Raw genomic sequence first — 20,367 nt, 5'->3', positions numbered from 1 at the left:
GCGGCAACCGGGTTTTCGCCGTTCCGGGCACCGCGGCGGGCTCCGTGGAACTCAGGAGGCGAGTTGGAGAAGTCCCTGTGCCAGCCGGTGGTCGCCCCGCTGCTCGGCCACCGGCGCGGGTTGGCCGCCGACGAAGATCTCCGTCCAGAGCGACCGTGCGGAGAGATCGAAGGCGCGACCGTCCACGTGCAAACCCCCCGGCGGCTCGCGCAGGATCTCCGCCGCCGGATGCGACGGGAGCGTGAAACGCCCGACCAGCTCCACCGGATAGATCCGGTCGCGCATCGCCAGCACGTAGCGGGGGACGCCGGCGAGACAGGCCCAGGTGGCGTAGGTTCGCGTGCCTAGCCGATGCACCACGTGCTGCGGCAGAATCGCCTCCGTACCGACCACGAGAACCGACCCCGGCTGCAGATGTTCGGTCACGCCCGCATCGGTGACGAGCGTCGTGGGCCAGCCCTGGGACACCAGCCAGCGTGCGAAAGCCGTGCCCTCGTGCAGCGGTCGCGATTCGGCGCACACCACCCGCTGCAGGAGCCCGCGGCGTTGTAAGAGCTGGACGGCCTCCGCCACCACGGCCTGGGCCGAGGTGGTGACGATGGTGACCGGAGCCTCGAACCGTCCCGCCAGTGCCGCCGCCGCGGCGTGACGATCGGCCTCGAGCCCCTGCAGGAGCGACTCGAGAGCCTTGCCGACCGAGCCCATGCCGAGCACCTCGACCGCACGGAGCGCCACGTTGGCTACGTTGACCACCGCTGCGAGCGCCGGCTGCGCCACGACGATGGCGCGTGCCGTCTCCGCCAGCAACTCTGGATCGTGAGCCGCTACTTCGCGCAAGAGCTCACCGGCACGCTGCGCCAGCGCGCTCGAAGGGGCGCGCGGATCCGCGCCCAGGGCGAGCACCTTTTCTTGCCAGACCGTACTCACTCTCCGTCTCCCATCACGATCCCGCTCTCGTCACGGTCCCACTCTCGCGCGCTGGAGGCGTCAACACAACGGGCCGGCATTTCTGCCGGCCCGCTGCGAGTGGCGCGCCCAGAGGGAGTCGAACCCCCAAACCTTCTGATCCGTAGTCAGACGCTCTATCCAATTGAGCTATGGGCGCACAATGACTTACGCCGTTCCTGCCCCTTGCACTGCCTGCTCACTGCCTGCTAACACTGAAGGCAGACAAGGCGCCCCAGGTTAGCAGGAGGAACCACAAGATGCCACGTCAAAAGCTCCCGAGGGGCCTGTTCCAGTGGCCAGGCGGCGGATACTACACGAGGTCCCAGCGGCACGGCAAGGACGTGCGGATTGGGCTGGGCAGCGATCTGACCACTGCTAGGCAGCTCCTGCGCGAGCACCGCACCAAAATAGCCCTGAGCTACGCGCTAGGGGTCGCGGCGACAAGCAGTGTCGAAATCACTCAAGGTGCTGGGAACTGGAGAGCGCGATGATCCGGCCCGACCTCGAGAATCTCCTCGACGAACTGGGCACGAGGACCATTCCCCACTTCGGGCGCACGCTGCACGACCACATGCTTGGAGTGCATGCTCTCCTAGAGGCTTGGGGGAACGAGGAAGCGGTCTGCCTGGCGGGTCTCTTCCACAGCATTTATGGCACCCAGACCTTTGCGGCCCGCGCGGCTGGGGTCGATCAGCGTCCGGCGCTGCGGGCGCGCCTCGGCCCGCGGGCCGAGGAACTCGCGTACCTTTTCGGCGCCTGCGATCGGGACCATTTCTTCACCAATTTGGAGAGCGACGCAGGCCATTTCGTGCGGGACGTCGTGGAGGGTCGGGACGTCGCAGTCGATCTCGAGACCTTGCGTGCGCTACTCGAGATCGACTTCGCCAACGACTTCGAGCAGCTTCCTTGGCGGGCACCGGCGTCCCCGCGCCGCCGGGCCCGCTTCCTGGCGCGCTGGGCTACCGCGTTCTGCTTCCTGACTCCAGGGGCCCAGGACGCCCTCGCACAACTCACCCGTAGCGCAGATTCCAAGGACGCGGCGTCACCCGGCTAAGGTGGATCAGGCCTGTGGCATCGTGTTCCGCTACCGCGATGCCAACAACTACTACATCACGCGGGCCAATGCACTGGAGGGCAACATCAGCGCGTTTCCTTGTCTGCTGAACGCGACGCTGAGCGGCATGTCGAATCTCGCCGCCTCGGCCGGGTCCATCACCACAGGCGTCACCGCGCCACTCGTCGTGTGCACTCGAACCAAAGCTGATGCACCGAGAACCGAGAAACCAGGCAGCAACACATAAGCGTCCCCATGGACGTGCCCGTACAGGATCATGGCACGATGGCGCCGTGCGTTCTCGACGACGCTCATGGGTTCTCCAACGGCGTCGAGTTCACCTCGTACCGATGTTCGATGCATTCGGGCACGGCACCCAGGTGAAACTCCAGGATTCGATCGTGTTTATGTTTGAGCGCGATGCACTCGGCGAGCGGACGCTCGAGCAGCAGCGCCCACAGGACACGGTTCGTGGCCCGGTGACCGATCACGAGCACGGCTTCGCCAGCGTGCCGCGCTCGCAGTTCGGCGACGAACGGGACGAGTCTGACGTGCACATCGGCGTAGGCTTCGCCGCCCGGTGGCCGGAAGGCGAGCGGATCCGCGTTGCGCGCTGTGTACAGGGGCTCGAACTCCGAGCCGGGTGCGTGCACCAGGCTGCCCTCCAGAATCCCGTAGGACATCTCGTCCAGCTCGAACCGGGCGCGCACCTCGAGCCCGAGCCGGGCAGCCAACGGCTTCGCCGTGTCGCGGCTGCGCCGCAGCGTGCTTGTGTAGATGGCGGTGATGGGCTGCGCCGCGAGCAGCGAGGCCAACGCCTCGGCTTGCGCTACGCCGCGCGTCGACAGCGCAGTATCGATTCGCCCCTGGAGCCGGTTCTCCTGGTTCCAGGTGGTCTCGCCGTGCCGGGCGAGGAAGATGCGCATCGAGGCGACCCCCGGTGAAGCGCGGCGATGCTGTGTCTCAATCCCTGGATCCAAGGCCGGGGTGCAGGATCGGGGACGAGGCTCGGTCGAGGGCGGCGTTCGGTCGGGGAGGGCCCGCCAACGCGCCGATCGCGGCCAGCATACCACGGCGAGCCGCGTCGAACTGAAGGACGTTTTCTAGCTCTTGGTCGTCACCCTCGCGACCCTCGACGGGCCCCGACCGTCGCTTGTTCCAGCCGCAGCCGCCACGGCCCGAGCTCAAGCGAGGCTGCCACTATCTGGTCGCCTATGTCGGCCCTATCTTCTGTGACCGGCGGCGACGAAGATACGCCCCCTCTGAATTGAGGAATAGGAGGGTACGGGGGACCTACGGGGTAGAAACTTACGATGGCAAACGCTGCCTGGGAGGGCTCGCCTTCAAACCAAAAGCTCGCTAGCAGGCTAGCCGGCAAGCTCGGTAGCTGCCTAGCCGTTCCGCTCGCTCCCCAGGAAATCCAAGAAAAAGGACCTCCACGGCGTTCGCGCGCTCGGTACAGGGAGCCAAGAAAAGCAGCATGGTTCCGACCGCTCCGTCCTGCAGGTAATTCCGGAATTCCACAGACTGCTAGCTTGAAGCCTGCTAGTCGCTAACCGCTAGTCGCGCGCGCGAGGCAGCCTGCTAGTCGCTAGTCGCCCTGCCGGCTGCTGCCTGCCCACTGCCTGTCCGCATCGTTCCATCGCGCGGATCAGGCGGTGCTGCTGGGGCGCAAGTTGCGCAGTTGCACCCTGTTGTCTGCGGTTCAGAGGATCCGTAGTCAGACGCTCTATCCAATTGAGCTATGGGCGCAACTTCCGCTTCCCGAACGACCGGCTGGGGTCGTTCGACTCTGGCGGAGAGAGAGGGATTCGAACCCTCGGTGAGGCTTTTGTACCCCACACTCGCTTAGCAGGCGAGCCCCTTCGGCCTCTCGGGCATCTCTCCAGCTCGTCCGTTCGAGGCTTGGACCCCCGCGCCCGGGGGTCGAGAACACGGCGTCAGGGCACCGCCACACTAACCAGGGGGAGCCGAGGCTGTCAACCAGACGGCCGGCAGTGTTCGGGTCGGTGCGACCACCGCGCCTTTTCTTGCCGAGTGCGCGAACCTGTGGGAATCTCTGTGCCATGGCCCTCTCGGAACCGCGCTTCCTGACGCAGTGGTCGGCGCGCCCACCGTGGACGATCCCGGTGGCCCTCCTTCTCGGCTTGGTGGCGTTGGCTCTTCTCGACCCGCGGGCCCCACGCTTGCCGCGCCTCGTTGCCTCCGACTCCGCATTCGAAACGCTCGCCGGCATCGAGCCCGACCCGCGCAATCCAGTGCGCTCCATCGTCCGCATCCATTGGACCTCGTGCGCCGGGGCGCAGGACTATGAAGTGCGCTTCTGGTCGCAGGACATGCGGGAGGTCGGCCGGCACCGCACGGGCTTGACCAACACCGCGCTCTTCGACCTGGAAGAGGTGTGGCGCCCCGTCGCGCCAGCGCGTCTCCTGCATTGGCGGGTCGTCGCGCTGGAGAACGGCCACGACCTCGCCGCTTCGGACCTGCGCTCGCTGCGGCTGCCGTGACCAAACCCGGCGTCCCGAGGTCACTTCGGGCCAGGTCGCGTCCTCAGGTCGGAATGCCGAGGCTCGCATGCTATGATCGCCCCGTGATCACAGCCGACTCCTCCACCCGGCGACGGAGGTGACGGATGCCCTCCTTCATCCGGCTCGCGAAACTCACGGATCAGGGCATTCGCAACATCCAGAACTTGAAAGCCATGATCGAGGAGAGCCGACAGATCATGGATCAGCACGGCGTGCGGTTCGTGCAGGGCTGGGCGACGCTGGGTGAATACGACGTGGTCGCGGTGATCGAAGCTCCCGATGCCAAGACCGCCGCTCAGGTGAGCGCCCTCATCGCGGCCCGGGGTCATTTCCGCGCCTCGACCCTCTCCGCCATCCCGATCCAGGAATTGAGCGACGCCTTCGAGCCTTGAGGTCAAGCCCAGCGGGACGTCGGGCGGCGCGTGGAGCGCGGCCGGCGCTCGGTCGCGGCGGGGCGTGGAACGCGGGCCTGCGCTTGGTCGCGGCCGTGCCGCGGCTGCTCACAGAACCGGCCGGCCGGCCACGAGAGCCGCGAGAGGCCGACCCAGCAGGGCCCGCATCACCTCGATGGTATCGCCGCTCTCCTCCAGACCGTGCTCCTGCCAACGCTTCGGTTCGGTCAAGATGCGGCTCGCTTTCCGCACCGCGGCCCGGACGTCTTCGCGGCTCTCGCAACGCTGGTCGTACCAGATGAGGAAATCCACGATTCCGGGAGTACGCGCGAAGTCCCCACGGACGGAACTCTCCCAGGCGCCGTCCGATTTCTGTGTGCGCAGCAGCCAAGCCACGTGTGGCGGCAGCGCCTGGCGCAACCGTGCCAGGACCTCGGGATCTCCGAGCAGGAGATCGGCCGCCATCCAGCCTTCTTCGACGTAGGCCGCCACCGTGTAGACACCCTCGCCACGGGCGATGCTGGGAAGGGAGCCGTCCTTCTCGATGGCCCCGAGGGTGAAGGCCAGCGCCTGCAGGGCGCGCTGGCGGTGGACAAGCTCGCCCGTGTGGCGGAAAAGCCAGGCTTGTAGCTCGATGCCAACGAGGGCTGTGCTCACCAGGTATGGATCGTCGGCCCAACCCACGTCGGAACGCCAGGCCTTCGTGACCCCGCTGTCGGTCACAGGCATGCCGACACCCAGAGCGCCCGACGAAAGAAGGAAGCCGTCGCCTTCGATGGCGCGCAAGAATCTCGTGACGCTCCCCACGTACGCCCGGACACGCGTGCTGTCCACGTGCGGCTCGAGGGCAACGAAGACTCCCAGCGCCGCTCCCATGTCGGCGAGCCAGGAGGTGGCGTAGCCGATCGGCCAGTAGCCGTGCGGGAGTTGCCGCGCCACCAGACTGTCGGCGAAGGTGCGCGCACGCTCGAGACCAGCGCCCGTGTCCAAGCCCGCGGCTGCGGCGCCGAGGACCTCGTGCGCCGCGACCGCCGCACGCATGAAGTAGCCCTCCACGAAGAGTCGCTTGGCCGGCGCTGGCCGTGCCAGCGTTTGCTCGAAGTGGACTCGTAACGCCGTGCTCGTCTTGGCCTGGTCCTTCACATACGGGTTCTTCGGCGCACCGGCATCCGAGATCCCGTGGAAGAGGAGCCAAAGTCCGAGAAGGACGGCGCATGCGGTGCACGCCCGAAACCATGCGTCCTGCCGCTTTCCGCGTGGGGCGGCGATGTCTTGCTTTTGTCTCTTCCGGCGCATTCACTGACTCCGAACTCGATCACACGACACCATTATCTTGACCTTCCTTCCCGGCTTCCATAGGATCCGGCGTCGCTTCAACGCGTGGCTCCCTCGCCTCCGGCGCCATTTTGCGCCCCACGCGGCGTATTCCCGACGGCTCCCACCGGAGGCTGCCATGGGCCGGCCGAACGGCAAGGCGATCGAGGCGCTACGAGCCCGATTCCGTGGCGAAATCGTGCTGCCTGGATCTCCTGGCTATGATGATGCCCGCCGGCTCTGGAATGGCATGTTCGATCGCCGGCCAGCGCTCGTCGCCCGCTGCATCGGCACCCACGATGTCATCGAAGCTGTCCGCTTCTCGCAAGAGCACGGCTTGCCCCTGGCGGTCAAGGGCGGAGGCCACAACTCCGCCGGCACGGGCGTGTGCGACGACGGCCTGGTCGTCGATCTTTCCCGCCTGCGGCGCGTCACGGTGCACACGCGGCACAAGACCGCCCACGTCGACGGCGGTTGTCTCCTTGGGGACATGGACTACGAGACCCAGCTGCACGGACTCGCGGTGCCCGCAGGGATCATCTCGCACACCGGCGTCGGGGGCCTCGCTTTGGGTGGCGGCTTCGGCTGGATCAGCCGCAAGCACGGGCTCTCCGTCGACAACTTGCTCGCCGCCGAAGTCGTCACCGCCGGGGGACGCCTGGTGAACGCAGGCCCGGAGGAGAATCCGGAGCTCTTCTGGGGCTTGCGCGGCGGCGGCGGCAACTTCGGCGTGGTGACCTCCTTCGTGTTCCGCTGTGCAGAGATCGGCCGCGAGGTGTACTCGGGCTTCATCGTCAAGCCTTTCGCCGAGGCCGAGCGCTACCTGCGCTTCCATCGCGACTACGTGCGCGACCTCCCGGACGAAATGACCGTGTGGGCGGTGCTGCGGCACGCGCCGCCGCTCCCCTTCCTGCCCCCCGACGTGCATGGCAAGCTCGTGGTCATCGTGCCCTTCGTCTGGCTCGGCGATCCGGGGCGCGGCGCGGCCTTGGTGCGCCCGCTCCGTGAAGTCCTGCCTACCGTCGGCGAAGCGGTGGGAACGAATCCCTGGCTCGCGTGGCAATCGGGCTTCGATCCCCTGGTGCCCCACGGAGCACGCAACTACTGGAAGTCGCACCATCTGCAGGAGCTGTCCGATGCTTGCATCGAGCAGCTCCTCACCTGGAGCGCCCGCATGCCCACGCAAGAGTGCGAGGCCTTCATCCCCCACATGGAAGGCGCCCCGAGCCGGGTGGCGGAAGACGCCACCGCCTACCCGCACCGGCGGACGCCGTTCTTGCTCAACATCCACACGCGCTGGCAGCAGCCCGCCGACGACGCCCGCTGCCAGGAATGGGCCCGTGGCTTCCATGCCGCGACCCAACCCTTCGCGCGTGGTGTCTACGTCAACTTCCTGGGCCAGGAAGGTGAGGAGCGCATCCGTGAGGCCTACACGCCGGCGGTGTGGAAACGCCTCGTGGCGGTGAAGAACCAGTGGGACCCGGACAACCTCTTCCGCATGAACCAGAACATCCGGCCGCTGCCGGAACCCTAGGCCCACGCCAGTTCCACGCCTCAATGGGTCCGATCCAACCCCTCGGGGTAATGCTTTTGTTGAGGCCGGCATTTCAGCCTCGGCCCTATGCGAGCCCGGTGAGCCTGGCGCTCGCCTCCCACAACTGCTCTTGCAGTGCCAGGTCCAGCGAGATGGGGGACGAGGGCGCGACGCGGAAGCGGTCGAAGTACTGCCCGGTGACGCCGGCGAGCGCCGCATCGCTCGCCAAGCGCACGATCGGGGCGGCTCCACGCGCCGGCGTGCTGGCGACGAAGAGCCACCGCAGGAAGCCGAAGGGGCGGAGGAAATCGCCCACGAGCCCCGTGTTGATCGTCCCTGGACGTACGGCGTTCACGGTGACAGGCCCGCTCCCGAGCCGCCTGGCCAAGGCGTAGGTGAAGAGAACGTTGGCGAGCTTCGTCGTGCTGTAACGTCGTTGCTTGCGATAGCTGCGCTCTGCCTGCAGGTCCTGGAAGTCGAGCCGTCCTCGCCGATGCGCGTTCGACGAGACGACGATCACCCGTGCCGCCGGAGCCGCACGCAGGAGCGGCAGGAGAAGGTGGGTGAGGAAAAACCCGGCCAGATGATTGACCGCGAACTGGGTTTCTACGCCGTCCACCGTGACACTTCGAGTCGCCGGAATGGTGGCCGCATTGTGGATCAAGAGATCGAGGCGCTCGTGACGCCGGGCAAGGCCGTCGGCGGCCGCGCGGAGCGAATGCTGCACCGCCAGATCCGCGACCACTAGTTCCGGCTCGCGCCCGGTGCGGTCGCGGAGCTCTCGCTGCGCAGCGTCACCTCTCCCCTGGTCCCGGCACACGAGGACGACCCGGGCGCCCAGGCCGAGCAAGGCGGCGGCCGCTTCCCGCCCGATGCCACGATTGGCCCCGGTGATCACGCAAGTCTTGCCTTCGAGCAACGCGCCGGCACCTCCAAGTCGTTCACCGACGGCGGTACGGCTCACCAGCCAGCGGTCGGCGCCGCGCACCAGCCGCCCACCTTTTCGGTCCGCACCGTGAGGGAGACCGTACCCGCGCCGGCGGTATTCGCCTAGCGCTCCCGTCCACGGGCTAGGCGCCATCATGCCGCTCCCTCGGGTATAGTGTTAACGTCGCTGGTTCGTGTCATGCAGACGACGGAGCGGAGGCCGGCCCGCATGATTCCTGGCAAGATCGCTCGTTTCGTGCAGGAACGCGCCAACGTGGCCGGCATGGCCAGCCGCGACGCCGACCTCGTGCCACACCAGCACCGTGTCTCCGGGTGGCGCCTCGGCAAGGACGGCAAGACGATCACCGCGTACCTTCCCGCGCTCTTCGCGGAGCACCTGCTCGAAGACCTGGAGAGCAACGGCCAGGTCGCCCTCAGCCTCGAGGAATACCCGGCCCATGAGACCTACCAGTTCAAGGGTGTTTTCGTGCGCCAGCGCGCCATCGAAGCGGAGGATCGAGCCTTGGTGGCCGCCCAGCGCGAGCGCTTCGTCCACGACATGTTGCCGCTCTACCCGGAAGCTCCCGTAGACCTGATCCGTGGCTTCATCGTCGAGCCGGACCTGGCCGTGGAGTTCGAGGTGCAGGAGATCTATTTGCAGACCCCTGGCCCGGGTGCCGGAGCCCGTCTCGTTCCTCCGGCAGAGAAGTGAGAGCCGTGGAGCAGAGCACGACATTCGACCGCCTGCCCGACGCCATCCGGCCCGTCCTCGACAACGGCATCCCCGCTGGCATGGCGACCTGCTCCGCCGCCGGTGTCCCGAATATGACGGTCGTCTCGCAGGTGTACTACGTGGACACCCAGCATGTCGCCGTCTCCTTCCAGTTCTTCAACAAGACCGTGCGCAACATCCGCGAGAATCCCCGGGCGGAGGTGGCCGTGCACGATCCCTTTGGCCAGGTGGACTGGATCTTGGAGCTGCAGTTCGTGCGCTCCGAAAAAGAAGGGCCCATCTTCGAGGCCATGGACATCCAGATCGAAGCCATCGCCTCGGCCACCGGGATGTCCGGAATCTTCAAGCTCATGGCGGCAGACATCTATAGAGTGCGTTCCTGTCGCCGCATCGAATACGGCGGTCGGGCGGCGGAGCCCGCATGAGCACCACCGGCACTCCCGGCTCCTCCGGTACGCCCGGCGCTTCAGGTACCTCCGGTACGCCAGGCACTCCCGGTTCGGACCTGGCCTCCGATCTGGCGCGCAAGGTGGCGGAGTTCGACATCCTCCAGCGCCTCTCGGCCCAGATCAACACGACCCTCGAGCTGGACGAGATCTACGAGGCCGCCCTGCGCACCATGGGCGAGCTGTTCGACTTCCATCACTCCATCATCCTCCTCCTGGAAAACGACGGCGAAACGCTCACCGTCGTTGCCAGTCGAGGCTATGAGAACCAGGCCGTCGGCGGGCGCGTGAAGATCGGGACGGGCGTCATCGGCACTGCGGCCAAGCGGCGGCGGCTGCTGCACCTGGACAACCTGGGCCAGTACCGCAGCTATGTCTCGGCGCAGCGCCGCGAGATGGTCAAGGCCGGTCGCGGCGACGAGATTGCCGACGCGGTTCCCGTGCCGGGGCTCGCGAATGCGGAAAGCCAGATCGCCCTGCCCCTCGTGGTCAAGGACACGCTCATCGGCGTCTTCTCCATCGAGAGCCCGGTGCGTCGCTCCTTCAGCGACCACGACCGCGCCCTCGTCACCATCGTGGCCAACCACATCGCCAGCGCCATCCACAACGCCCAGCTGTACCGCGCCGAGCGCCGCGCCGCGGCAGCGTTGCGGCAGGCCAACGACTCTTTGGAGCAGCGCGTGCGCGACCGCACCGCCGACCTGGAGCGGGAGCTGCGGGTCGCTCGGGAATTCCTGGACGACGCACGCAGCCGGGTCGACGGCCCCCTTCTCGGTAACAGCCCGGCGGTGCTGGCGCTGCGGGCCGCCATCTCCCGCCACGCCAAGCAATTGGACCCGGTGCTGCTGCACGGCCCGCCGGGTTCGGGCAAGGAAGCCGCGGCCCGAGCGCTGCACCACGAGTCGGACCGGCGCGATGGCCCGCTGATCCACGTCGACTGTCCGAGCCTGCGTACCGACGGCAAGGTGCAGCTGTTCGGCACTGGCGCCGATTGCACCGCTGACAACTGCAAGTTCCAGCTGGCCACTCGCGGTACGCTGTACCTCGACGCGATCCAGGATCTCGCCTTCGAGATGCAAGCACCGTTGCTCGAGGTGATGGAAAGAATCGACAGCGCCCGCGGCCGCGGCGAGACGCCGACCCCGGACGTGCGCGTCATCGCCTCCACCAGCCGCGACTTGCTGCGCGAGGCCGAAGCGGGGCACTTCGACCCGCGCCTGGCCGCTCTGCTACACCGCCACGAGATCGTGCTCCCCCCCCTCGCCGATCGGCGCGAGGATCTCCCCGCCCTGGTCGACTACTTCGTGCGCAAGCACGCGCGACGCCTCGGCAAAGCCGTGCGCAGCGTTTCACCCCAGGCGCTGGAGCGCCTGCAGGCCTATCGCTGGCCCGGGAACATCCGCGAGCTGCGCACCGTGATCGAGCGCGCCATCCTGGTCAGCGACACGCCCGTGCTCGACATCGACGAAGACTTCCTGGACAGCGGCGTCTCCTTGGGCAGCTACCGGCTCGTACGGCAGCTCGGCGCCGGCGGCATGGGCGAGGTGTGGCTCGGCAAGCACCAGCTGCTGGCGCGGCCGGCGGCGATCAAGCTCATCCGCCCGGACATGTCCAGCGCCGCTGGACCCGACCGCCTGACCGAGCGCTTCCGTCGCGAGGCCCAGGTGACCGCCAACCTGCGCTCCTCGCACACGGTGGAGCTCTACGATTTCGGCGTCAGCGACAGCGGCACCTTCTACTACGTGATGGAGCTCCTCCACGGCATGGACTTGAAGGCGATGGTGGACCGCTTCGGTCCCCTGCCGCCGGAACGCGTGCTCATGCTCCTGGAGCAGGCCTGCGTCTCGCTCAGCGAAGCGCATGACCGCGGTCTGGTGCACCGGGACATCAAGCCGGCGAACCTCTTCGTCACCTGGCTCGGCCCGGAGTTCGATTATTTGAAGGTTCTCGATTTCGGCATGGTCAAGGCCGAAGGCGGCGAGGACACCATGCAGCTCTCCGCCCAGGGATTCGTGCACGGGACGCCTGCCTTCATGGCTCCCGAGTTCGTCCTCGGCCGCGAAGCCGACGGCCGCGCCGATCTCTACTCCCTCGGCTGCGCCGCCTTCTGGTTGCTCACCGGTTTCCCCCTGTTCGAAACCAACTCCTCCACCGCCATGCTGGTGGCGCACGTGCAGACCCCGGCCCGGCGGCCCTCTGCCGTCGCCGAGCAGCCGATTCCGGAAGCGGTGGACAACCTCATCATGCATTGCCTGGAGAAGGATCCCCAGAAACGCCCCGCCTCCGCACTCGATCTCCTCGGCGAGATGGAGCGCGTCCGCTTCGAGCAACCTTGGACGCAAGAGCGCGCCCGCCAGTGGTGGCAACTCCACGCCCCCGAGGCACTGGCGCGCGCCAACGACTGAGTGCACGCGCTGGCGCTGACTCCGACCTCTGCGATGGGGCTACGATCCCGTGCGTCGCTTCGCGTCGCAGTCGGCGAGCAAGGACTGCACGCGCTCTGGCGGTGCTCCCTGGGAGCGGGCACGCTCGAGGGCCTCGGCACCGCGACGGCCCTCGCCTTCGGCGCACAGCACCTCGCCGAGGAGGAGCCAGCCGTCGGCGGCTTGTGGATCGACCTGCGTCGCGGCGGCCCCGTGCTTCTCCGCCTGGGCGAGATCCCCGGTCTCCAGATGCAGCGTGGCCAAATAGTAGTGGGCGCGGAAATCCTGCGGCCGCTGCGCCAGCACTGCTTGGAGCTGCGTGGCGGCTTCGTCGAACTCGCCCTGTCGCGCCATCGCCAGTGCCAGGTTGGAGCGCAACGAGACGTTGCGCGGCTGCACCGAGACGGCGTGCCGGTACGCCACCTCTGCCTCGGCCAGGCGTCCGGCATTCCCGAGCAGATACCCCAATCGGCTCTGGATCTCCGGGAGGTCGGGATTCAGGCGCACGATCCTCTCGTAGAGCGCGATCGCGCCGGAGGTGTCGCCGGCCGCCACCATGGCGTCGGTCGCCGACCGGGCCGACTCGACCAGGTCCTCCGCCAGTCCTGCGACCCACGGATCCTGCTCCAGCGCCGCGATGAAGTGGCTCGTCGCCTCGAGCGCCCGACCGCGCGACATGCTGGCCAACCCCTGCCAAAAGAGGCCCTGCGCGGCTTCGGTGGCCTGCAGCATCGCCTGCTCCGCGTCGGTCAGGCCTTCGGGAGGAAGGTGCAGCCACGGCGGCAGCCCGGGAGCGCGAAGATCGTGCAACCGCTTCATGTCGCCGAGCTCGGCGTGCCGATAGACGGAGCGCGGCGCATCGAACTCGAGCCGATTGTGATCGTCCGTGTAGACGATCCCCTCCGCCGCGAAATGGCGCAGCTCGTCGGGCCCGGCAATGAGCGTTTGGAGGAAATCCCCGGCATCGTGCATTCCAACCCGCGCCAGATCGCGGGCGATCGCCGGCCGGGCCAGCCGTCCCACGAGCTCGCGCCACTCGATCTGTAGCTCGTCCTTGGCCCCGAGGAGAACGTAGTCGGAACCGAACGCGGTCTCCCACAGGCTCGTCTGGGGAAAGACGCTCTGGAAGGTCCGGATCAGACCACGGAAGGTCGTGAGGTCCATGCTGTAGAGATGGAGGAAGACCATCATGGTTCCTCGCGGTAGGAGCCGGTCGCGGCACGAGGTGAGGAATTCCCGGGTGTAGAGGCTCGCCACCCCTGCCATCCACGGGTTGGAAGGCTCGGAGATGATGAGGTCGTAGGTCTGGCGGGTGAGCGACAGATGGTTGCGCGCATCCTGCATGACCAGGTGCAAGCGCGGATCATCGAGCACGTCACCGTTCACATGCGCGAACAGCCGGGCCGCCTTGGCCATCTCCGGCACGATCTCGATGCAGTCGATGCGGCGCACGCTCGGGTATTGCGCCACCGAGTGCAGCGTCACGCCCGTGGCCAGGCCGATCACCGCGACGTCGTGCGGCTCCGGGTGCAGCAGGCAGCTCACGTGCCCGCTCAGGACCTGCGTGGACATGTCCTTGTCGTCCGAGCCGTCCACCTTGCCGTTGATGGCCAGATAGCGCCCCCCGCTCGGACTTTCCTTCACCGTGATCGTCGAGTTGAGCCCCTCCTCGAAGAGCAGGATGGAGTATTCCTGCCGCAGGATTTCCGCCAAGCTCCGAGGGTCCCTGCGCTCCTGGCTTTGACCGGTATTCGCAGCGCGGCTGCGGTCGGGAGCCGCGCCAAGGTTGCGACCCTGGCTCTGACCCAAGGACCCCGTCTGCCCGCCGGCCTGCCGATAGCGGTCGGCGTAGAGAAAGGCGCCGCTCGTCAACGTCAGTGGGTCGAAGCGCGGCAGCAGGAGCGCGGTCAAGACGCCGGCTGCCACCACGGCGGCCGCGGCTCCCCCTCCCAACCGACGCCGCCACGAAGTGCTCAGGATCGCTGCCGCCACCCCGATGTTGAGGAGGGCGCCGAGGAGAATGGTGCGGTGCACACCGAGATGCGGCAGCAGGACGAAGCCGCCGCAGAAGGCGCCGACGATCGTGCCGACCGTGTTCGCCGAGTACGCCGTTCCCACCGTCGCGCCGGTCTGCTCGACGCCGCGCAGCAAGGCTCGGCCCACCAGGGGCAGACACATGCCCATGCAGGCGGTCGGGAGCAGGAGGGCGACGAAGATGAGGGCGAATTGCACCAGCTGGAAGCGCCAGAAGTCCTGGGCCAGCTGCGGCACCAAACGCAGCATCCATTCGGGGAAGCTCTGGAAGACCGGCACCATGGCGAGGGCGGTGAAACCAATGCCGAGCTCAGCCAGTGCAAAGGCGGTGCTCGGGTTCCGCAGGCGGTCGGCGACGCGGGAGGCAATGCTGCTGCCGACGGCGAGACCCAGGATGAAGGCGCTCACCACGAGCGCGAGGGCGTACACCGAGGAGCCGACGACGAGAACGAGAACCCGTGTCCAGGCGATCTGGAACAGCATGGCCGCGAGACCGGAGAGCCCGTAGCCCAGGAGCAGGACACGGACGTGGGTCGACTGACGTGTGGCATCGAGCGTCGCCGCCAGTGACGGACGCGGCGGCGCTGCCTTCTTCTCCGGCTTGCCTTCGCCGCGGGAAGCCGAGTGCGCGGGGAAACGCGACTGCGCCAGCCAGGCGATGGCCGCCACGCTCAGGCTGGTGCCGACGCCGACGAGCATGGCGCCGCGCAGTCCGAGCTGGGGAATGAGAACGAAGCCGGCGAGCAGCGATCCGGCCACCGCCCCGAAGGCGTTCACCGCGTACAACCAGCCGAGGGAGTTGCCGATGCGCCCCGCGTCGTCCATGAAATAGCGGCAGAGCACGGGGAGCGTGGCGCCCATGAGCGTGGCGGGGACGAGGATGACGACGCCGCAAGCGAAGAACTTGAACAGATGGAAGGGCAGGAAAGAGGTGGCGAAGTTCTGGTACACCCAGCGGAACAGGGGTTGCTCCGCCTGCACGACCCAGGGGAGCACGAGACAGAAGGCGCCGATGCCGAGCTCGAGCAGGGCGTAGACGCGCAGCGGCCGGCCGTGGCGATCGATCCAACGCCCGGCCAGGAAGGCGCCGAGCGCCAGCCCTCCCATGAACGCCGTGAGCACCGCCGTCATGGAGTAGACCGTGCTGCCCATGGGCAGGATCAGGAGGCGCGTCCAGCAGACCTCGTAGACGAGACCCGCCGCTCCGCTCAGGAAGAAGAGGAGCGAAAAGAGCGAGCGTGCACCCTGCGGCATGCAGCCTCCCGCGGCCATCACGGCCGCGGATCGCCCGATCCCGGACCGTCTCCCCAGTATAGGTCAGCCCGGACGGGGAAGCGGTGCGCTCGACCGCGGGCTCAGAGTCGGATCCACTTCTTCGACTCGCCGAGCTTCTCCATCGCGTGCGACCGCGCGTAGAAGCGCGTCAGGCCGCAGTCCTTGCACAGGACAAGGAAGAACTTCTCCGACGACAACCAGCTGCCGAGACCGGGCAAGTAGTTGGGTGCATGCCCACCGCCGGCGCTCACTTCGACGCTCTTGTAGAGGTGCTTGCTGCCGCAGGGGCAAGGCGAGAGTGTGGCCATGGTCTCCTCCTGGTTCATGTCCGTGCGCCGCGCAGCGCCGCCCGGGCACCGCCCGCTCGGTGCCGAAGCCCGGTATCCCCATGCTAAGCTCCGCACCTCGTACGGGAGAACCGAATCATGCGGCTGCCAGCGGCCCTGCACGTGCTCCACAACCGGGACTACCGCCTCTACTGGGCCGGGCAAGCGATCTCGCTCACCGGCACCTGGATGCAGGTCATGGCGCAAAGCTGGGTGGTGACCGGTCTGTCGCGATCCGCATCGGTGCTGGGCGCCCTCAACGTGGTGAGCACGCTGCCGATCCTTCTTCTTTCTGTCGTCGGCGGCACGCTGGCCGATCATCGGGAGAAGCGCCGCATCCTCATCGTCACCCAGATCGGCATGATGCTCCTCGCCTTCACCCTGGCGGGGCTCGTCTTCGCCGAAGGCATCGCGCTGTGGCACGTCTTCCTCATCGCCACCCTCCTCGGCGTGGTCACCGCCTTCGATCTCCCGGCGGCGCAGGCGTTTCCCCCCGAGCTCGTGCGCCGCGACGAGATTCCCCAAGCGGTGGCACTCATGCAGGCCATCTTCCATGGCTCGCGTCTGGTGGGCCCGGCGCTCGCCGGCATCCTCGTGGCGCAATTCGGCGAGGGCAGCGCCTTCCTGGCCAATGGTCTCTCCTTCCTCGCCGTGATCGCGACGCTGCTCCTCATCCCGGACCGTCAGCGTCCGGCCGGGGAGGCGGGCGCGCGCCCGCGCGGCGGCATGGGCGCCGGCTTCCGCTACGTGCGCGCGGAGCCCGTGGTGGGAAAGCTTATGCTGCTCACCGCCATCACCATGATCTTCGTCTTCCCCTATCTCATCGTCCTCATGGTGTATTACGCGCGGCACTTCCTCGCCACCGACGCTCGGGGCATGGGTGCGGTCATGAGCGCCTCCGGCCTCGGCGCGCTGACCGGCGCCATCGTCCTGCTCTTCGGCAACGCCCGCACGCTGCGACGCTGGCTGTTCATTGGCGTCCTGGGCTGCAGCGCCGGTCTCTTCGGCCTGGCTCTGACGCGGCAGCTGGCGGTGGCGGTGGTGTTCGTGGCCTGCTTGTCCTTCTCCGTGTCGTCGCTCATGGGGAGGATCTCGCAGACGATCCAGCACCGGGTCCCCAACGAGCTGCGCGGCCGCGTCATGGGCATCTTCGCCATGACTTTCACCGGCCTCCTGCCCTACGCGGCGCTCCTCCTCTCGACCCTGTCCGACCTCATCGGCTTCGATGTGGTGCTCCGCATCTGCTCCCTCAGCTTCGCGGTGATTTCGTGCGCACTGCTCACCCGCTTGCCCGCGGCGCCGGCCACGCACGACGAGCCCGCACCGGAGAAGGAACCCGTCGCTGCCTGAGCTCCCACGACCTCGCGGGTCCGCTTTCGACCTCGACTGGATGCAGGGCGGGGGATTCGAAAACTTCAGCGATGTCCGAGCACGCGGTGGGGGCGGTAAGGCGCCTCGAGGCTCAGGCACTCCTCGGCGTCGAGACGTAGGCTGGCAGCCGCTACCGCGTCGTCGAGGTGCTCGAGCTTTGTCGCGCCGATGATGGGCGCGGTCACGCCCGGCTGCTGCAGGAGCCAAGCGAGGGCTACCTGCGCCGGCGGTACGCCGCGGGCGCGGGCCACTTCGAGTGTGCGTTCCACCACGGGTAGGTCGAGGGCATCTTCGTAGAGCTGGCGGGAATAATCGTCCACCGCCGCCCGCGGGGTCGCCTGCGAATCGACCTTCTCTCGCGTCCCGGCCAGGAGCCCGCGCGCCAGCGGGCTCCAGGGCAAAACGCCGAGACCTTCGGCGCGGCAGAGGGGCAGCATCTCCCGTTCTTCCTCGCGATAGATCAGGTTGTAGTGGTTCTGCATCGAGACAAAGCGATGCCAGCCGTGGCGTTCCTGCAGGCTCAGCGCTTTCATGAGCTGCCAGGCGAACATGCTGGAGGCGCCGAGGTAGCGCGCCTTGCCGGCGCGCACGACGGTGTGCAGCGTTTCCAGCGTCTCCTCGAGTGGCGTGTGCGGGTCGAAGCGGTGGATTTGGTAGAGGTCGACGTAGTCCATCCCGAGGCGGCGCAGCGAAGCATCGATGGCCTCCAGGATGTGCCGCCGCGAGAGACCGCGGTCGTTGGGCCCGTCGCCCATGGGGAAGAAGACCTTCGTCGCCACCACCACCTCCTCGCGACGGGCGAAGTCGCGCAGCGCGCGGCCGAGCACCTCCTCGCTCCGACCGCGGGAGTACATGTCGGCGGTATCGAAGAAGTTGATGCCGAGCTCCAGGGCGCGGCGCAGGAAGGGCCGGCTCGCGTCCTCGTCGAGGACCCACGGCCGCCAGGCACTCGAGCCATAGCTCATCGCCCCGAGGCAGATGGGGGTGACGCGGAGCCCCGTCGTTCCCAGTCGCACTGTCTCCATGCTGCCCCGATCGCTGCCGGTCGACCGCCTTGCCCGATGTCGAAGCGGGCCGGGCTGCGGAGCATTGTAGAAGATTCACCGCCTCCAGCGCTGCCGCTCGAACTCTGCCCGGCACAAAGCAGAGCCCCCCGTGCGGCAGCACGGAGGGCTCTTGCTGGGTCAGGTCGCCAGCGGTTACTGGCCCACGTCGCAGGTTGCGGCGTTGCCGCTCGGATCGTAAACGTAGGCAGTGCTGGTGACGCCGGTGACGCAGAACTCCAAGACGTCCGCGGGCTTGATCCCCTTCAACGTCCCGGAAGAGATGCTGCAGCTGCCGTTCGAGCCGGTGATGCCGGTACGGCCGGCCTTCTTGACCACGCCGTTCACCTTCCAGTCACCGGTCACGGTGGCGCCGCTCACCGCCTGGCCGCCCGCATTCTGGAGTGTCACCACTGCGGTCCCCTGCACGCCGCCCTTGATGGACTTGCGCGTCGCCACGAGATCGGCGACGTGCACCAGGGCTGCGCTCGCCGTCGTCGCGCCGGCGACGTTCGAGTAGCCCGAGGCGCTGCTGCCGTTCACGGCACGGACGCGATACTCGTAGCTCGTCCCGGCGGACAGCCCGGTGTCCTGGTAGCTGGTGGCCCCGGCGCCGGGGGTGGCGATGCGGGTGAAGCTGCCGCCGAGAATGCGGCGCTCGATCTCGAAGCCGGTCTCGTTGTTCGAGGCATCGGTCCAGGCGAGGTCGATGCCGTTCGCTCCCGCAGCGGTCGCCCCGAGACCGGTCGGAGCTGCAGGCTGCGTCGGCGGTGGCGGTGAGGCCGACAGTCGCGAGTACAAGAGCAGGTTGGGCGAGCCGGTGCCGATGCCGGTCAGAACGCCCGCCGTCGCGCTCGTGAGCACCAGGTTCTGGGCCTCCGTCGCCGACAGGGCGGGGTTCGCGGCACGGACGAGCGCCGCCACACCGGCCACGTGGGGCGTCGCCATCGAGGTGCCGCTCCAGATGCCGGTGGAAACGTCGCTGTCGTGCGTCGAGGACTGGATGCTCGCTCCCGGAGCGAAGAGATCCACACAGGTGCCGTAGTTGGAGAAGCTGGCCCGCGCGTCGGTGTTGGTGGAAGCACCGACGGTGAGAGCCGCTGCGGCGGAAGCCGGCGAGTAGTTGCAGGCCACGGAGTTGTCGTTGCCCGCGGCAACGGCGAGGACGACGCCGGCGGCGACAGTGTTGGCCACCGCGGTGTTGAGGGACGACGAGGCCGGTCCCCCGAGGCTCATGTTGGCCACCGCGGGAGAGATGTGGTGGGTCGCCACCCAGTCCAGCGCGGCGATGATGCCGCTGTAGGAGCCCGAGCCGTTGCAATCCAGCACGCGCACCGCGTGCAGCGTCACGTTCTTGGCGATGCCGTAGGTGCTGCCGCCGATGGTCCCGGCCACGTGCGTTCCGTGCCCATGGCAGTCGCCATTGAAGGTGGAACCCGAGCCGTCGTTGACGAAGTCGACGTCGAAGCTGGCGCGGCCGACGTACTGCGAGTGCGTGGTACGGATGCCGGTGTCGAGGACATAGGCGTGCACGCCGCTGCCGTCGTTGTCGAAGGTGTAGCTGGCGTCGAGAGGCAGCGCGTGTTGATCCACGCGATCCAAGCCCCAGGTCGGGCCCGCCTGCGTCCCCGCGAGCGTGGCCACGTAGTCTTCCTCGACCGCAACCACGTGAGGATTGTGCCGCAGCGCCTCGACCGCGGCCGGAGGTAGCCAGGCGGCGAAGCCCTTCAGTGCCTGGCCATAGACGTAGGTGGGGGCGCTGCCATGCGCCGCGGTCAGCGATGCCGCTTCGGCGCCGGGATCGTCCACGTCGTCACGGAAGGCCACGATCCAGTGGCCCGCGATGGGGTTGCCGGCGGACAGCGTGCCGATCGTCCGCGACAACTGCGCGGCGGCACCGGCGTCGATGTAACCGGCTCGAGGCGTCGCCGCCGGCTTCGGGGCGGAATCCAGGTCCGCCGGGGAAATGCCGTGCTCGCAGGCCGCGAGGCCCATGACGGCGACCAGAACCAGTGCGAG

Annotated in this window: 17 protein-coding genes and 2 tRNA genes; 8 read left to right on the top strand and 11 right to left on the bottom strand. The window is 67.8% G+C overall.

From position 1 onward, the window contains the following. Nucleotides 1–51 precede the first annotated feature (51 nt). Nucleotides 52–927: a hypothetical protein gene (locus tag VFE28_15540; GenBank protein ID HZM17411.1), complete on the bottom strand. Its 876-nt coding sequence runs from the start codon at nucleotides 925–927 to the stop codon at nucleotides 52–54. Nucleotides 928–1,027: 100 nt separating this feature from the next. Beyond that, nucleotides 1,028–1,105 (bottom strand) — tRNA-Arg (locus VFE28_15535). A gap of 330 nt (nucleotides 1,106–1,435) precedes the next feature. On the opposite strand from VFE28_15535, the gene VFE28_15530 reads away from it, so the two are divergent. Then, nucleotides 1,436–2,002 carry a hypothetical protein gene (locus VFE28_15530; GenBank protein ID HZM17410.1) on the top strand — a complete coding sequence of 189 codons (567 nt, stop codon included), beginning with the start codon at nucleotides 1,436–1,438 and terminating at the stop codon, nucleotides 2,000–2,002. 51 nt (nucleotides 2,003–2,053) lie between these two features. On the opposite strand, the gene VFE28_15525 is transcribed toward VFE28_15530, so the two are convergent. From VFE28_15525 to VFE28_15515, 3 genes are all read right to left on the bottom strand, one after another. Next, nucleotides 2,054–2,317: a hypothetical protein gene (locus VFE28_15525; GenBank protein ID HZM17409.1), complete on the bottom strand. Its 264-nt coding sequence runs from the start codon at nucleotides 2,315–2,317 to the stop codon at nucleotides 2,054–2,056. After that, nucleotides 2,314–2,928: a histidine phosphatase family protein gene (locus VFE28_15520; protein ID HZM17408.1), complete on the bottom strand. Its 615-nt coding sequence runs from the start codon at nucleotides 2,926–2,928 to the stop codon at nucleotides 2,314–2,316. The genes VFE28_15525 and VFE28_15520 overlap by 4 nt, the downstream gene beginning before the upstream one ends. An 867-nt stretch (nucleotides 2,929–3,795) precedes the next feature. After that, nucleotides 3,796–3,889, bottom strand: a tRNA-Ser gene (locus tag VFE28_15515). A 179-nt stretch (nucleotides 3,890–4,068) separates the two neighbouring features. Here VFE28_15515 and VFE28_15510 point away from each other — a divergent pair. Further along, the gene (locus tag VFE28_15510; GenBank protein ID HZM17407.1) at nucleotides 4,069–4,509 is read left to right on the top strand and encodes a hypothetical protein; all 441 of its coding nucleotides are present in this window, start codon (nucleotides 4,069–4,071) and stop codon (nucleotides 4,507–4,509) included. Between the two features lie 125 nt (nucleotides 4,510–4,634). Then, nucleotides 4,635–4,922 carry a GYD domain-containing protein gene (locus tag VFE28_15505; protein HZM17406.1) on the top strand — a complete coding sequence of 96 codons (288 nt, stop codon included), beginning with the start codon at nucleotides 4,635–4,637 and terminating at the stop codon, nucleotides 4,920–4,922. A gap of 108 nt (nucleotides 4,923–5,030) precedes the next feature. Here the strand turns inward: VFE28_15505 and VFE28_15500 are convergent, their stop codons facing one another. Further along, nucleotides 5,031–6,218 (bottom strand): hypothetical protein, encoded by a 1,188-nt coding sequence (locus VFE28_15500; protein ID HZM17405.1) that lies wholly within the window; start codon nucleotides 6,216–6,218, stop codon nucleotides 5,031–5,033. Nucleotides 6,219–6,375: 157 nt separating this feature from the next. On the opposite strand from VFE28_15500, the gene VFE28_15495 reads away from it, so the two are divergent. After that, complete coding sequence (locus VFE28_15495; protein HZM17404.1) at nucleotides 6,376–7,770, top strand: FAD-binding oxidoreductase; 1,395 nt, start codon at nucleotides 6,376–6,378, stop codon at nucleotides 7,768–7,770. Between the two features lie 85 nt (nucleotides 7,771–7,855). Here the strand turns inward: VFE28_15495 and VFE28_15490 are convergent, their stop codons facing one another. Further along, entirely contained in the window at nucleotides 7,856–8,758 is a 903-nt protein-coding gene (locus tag VFE28_15490) for an SDR family NAD(P)-dependent oxidoreductase (protein HZM17403.1), read from the bottom strand. 168 nt (nucleotides 8,759–8,926) lie between these two features. Here VFE28_15490 and VFE28_15485 point away from each other — a divergent pair, with 168 nt between their 5' ends. The 3 genes from VFE28_15485 to VFE28_15475 are packed head-to-tail and all read left to right on the top strand — an operon-like array spanning nucleotide 8,927 to nucleotide 12,281. Beyond that, complete coding sequence (locus VFE28_15485; GenBank protein HZM17402.1) at nucleotides 8,927–9,409, top strand: hypothetical protein; 483 nt, start codon at nucleotides 8,927–8,929, stop codon at nucleotides 9,407–9,409. 5 nt (nucleotides 9,410–9,414) lie between these two features. Beyond that, entirely contained in the window at nucleotides 9,415–9,855 is a 441-nt protein-coding gene (locus VFE28_15480; protein ID HZM17401.1) for a pyridoxamine 5'-phosphate oxidase family protein, read from the top strand. Then, nucleotides 9,852–12,281, top strand: coding sequence for a sigma 54-interacting transcriptional regulator (locus VFE28_15475; GenBank protein HZM17400.1), 2,430 nt, complete (start codon nucleotides 9,852–9,854; stop codon nucleotides 12,279–12,281). The genes VFE28_15480 and VFE28_15475 overlap by 4 nt, the downstream gene beginning before the upstream one ends. Before the next feature lie 39 nt (nucleotides 12,282–12,320). On the opposite strand, the gene VFE28_15470 is transcribed toward VFE28_15475, so the two are convergent. Both VFE28_15470 and VFE28_15465 read right to left on the bottom strand, forming a co-directional pair. After that, entirely contained in the window at nucleotides 12,321–15,587 is a 3,267-nt protein-coding gene (locus VFE28_15470; protein ID HZM17399.1) for a fused MFS/spermidine synthase, read from the bottom strand. Nucleotides 15,588–15,688: 101 nt separating this feature from the next. Beyond that, the gene (locus VFE28_15465; protein ID HZM17398.1) at nucleotides 15,689–15,916 is read right to left on the bottom strand and encodes a hypothetical protein; all 228 of its coding nucleotides are present in this window, start codon (nucleotides 15,914–15,916) and stop codon (nucleotides 15,689–15,691) included. Between the two features lie 117 nt (nucleotides 15,917–16,033). Between VFE28_15465 and VFE28_15460 the strand changes: the two genes are divergently transcribed. After that, complete coding sequence (locus VFE28_15460; GenBank protein ID HZM17397.1) at nucleotides 16,034–17,284, top strand: MFS transporter; 1,251 nt, start codon at nucleotides 16,034–16,036, stop codon at nucleotides 17,282–17,284. A 65-nt stretch (nucleotides 17,285–17,349) separates the two neighbouring features. Here the strand turns inward: VFE28_15460 and VFE28_15455 are convergent, their stop codons facing one another. Continuing rightward, on the bottom strand, nucleotides 17,350–18,330 hold the full coding sequence (locus tag VFE28_15455; protein HZM17396.1) for an aldo/keto reductase: 981 nt from the start codon (nucleotides 18,328–18,330) through the stop codon (nucleotides 17,350–17,352). A gap of 174 nt (nucleotides 18,331–18,504) precedes the next feature. After that, a partial coding sequence (locus VFE28_15450) for a S8 family serine peptidase (protein ID HZM17395.1) occupies nucleotides 18,505–20,367 on the bottom strand: 1,863 nt, incomplete at its 5' end.

This window comes from Candidatus Krumholzibacteriia bacterium, assembly GCA_035649275.1.
Taxonomy (GTDB): Bacteria; Krumholzibacteriota; Krumholzibacteriia.
This window is presented reverse-complemented; position numbering and strand designations above follow the sequence as displayed.

Bases quoted from the DNA above. Each gene is read 5' to 3' on its own strand.
- VFE28_15530 (HZM17410.1), top strand. From the start codon at position 1,436: ATGATCCGGCCCGACCTCGAGAATCTCCTCGACGAACTGGGCACGAGG.
- VFE28_15525 (HZM17409.1), bottom strand. From the start codon at position 2,317: ATGAGCGTCGTCGAGAACGCACGGCGCCATCGTGCCATGATCCTGTAC.
- VFE28_15520 (HZM17408.1), bottom strand. From the start codon at position 2,928: ATGCGCATCTTCCTCGCCCGGCACGGCGAGACCACCTGGAACCAGGAG.
- VFE28_15510 (HZM17407.1), top strand. From the start codon at position 4,069: ATGGCCCTCTCGGAACCGCGCTTCCTGACGCAGTGGTCGGCGCGCCCA.
- VFE28_15505 (HZM17406.1), top strand. From the start codon at position 4,635: ATGCCCTCCTTCATCCGGCTCGCGAAACTCACGGATCAGGGCATTCGC.
- VFE28_15500 (HZM17405.1), bottom strand. From the start codon at position 6,218: ATGCGCCGGAAGAGACAAAAGCAAGACATCGCCGCCCCACGCGGAAAG.
- VFE28_15495 (HZM17404.1), top strand. From the start codon at position 6,376: ATGGGCCGGCCGAACGGCAAGGCGATCGAGGCGCTACGAGCCCGATTC.
- VFE28_15485 (HZM17402.1), top strand. From the start codon at position 8,927: ATGATTCCTGGCAAGATCGCTCGTTTCGTGCAGGAACGCGCCAACGTG.
- VFE28_15475 (HZM17400.1), top strand. From the start codon at position 9,852: ATGAGCACCACCGGCACTCCCGGCTCCTCCGGTACGCCCGGCGCTTCA.
- VFE28_15470 (HZM17399.1), bottom strand. From the start codon at position 15,587: ATGCCGCAGGGTGCACGCTCGCTCTTTTCGCTCCTCTTCTTCCTGAGC.
- VFE28_15465 (HZM17398.1), bottom strand. From the start codon at position 15,916: ATGGCCACACTCTCGCCTTGCCCCTGCGGCAGCAAGCACCTCTACAAG.
- VFE28_15460 (HZM17397.1), top strand. From the start codon at position 16,034: ATGCGGCTGCCAGCGGCCCTGCACGTGCTCCACAACCGGGACTACCGC.
- VFE28_15455 (HZM17396.1), bottom strand. From the start codon at position 18,330: ATGGAGACAGTGCGACTGGGAACGACGGGGCTCCGCGTCACCCCCATC.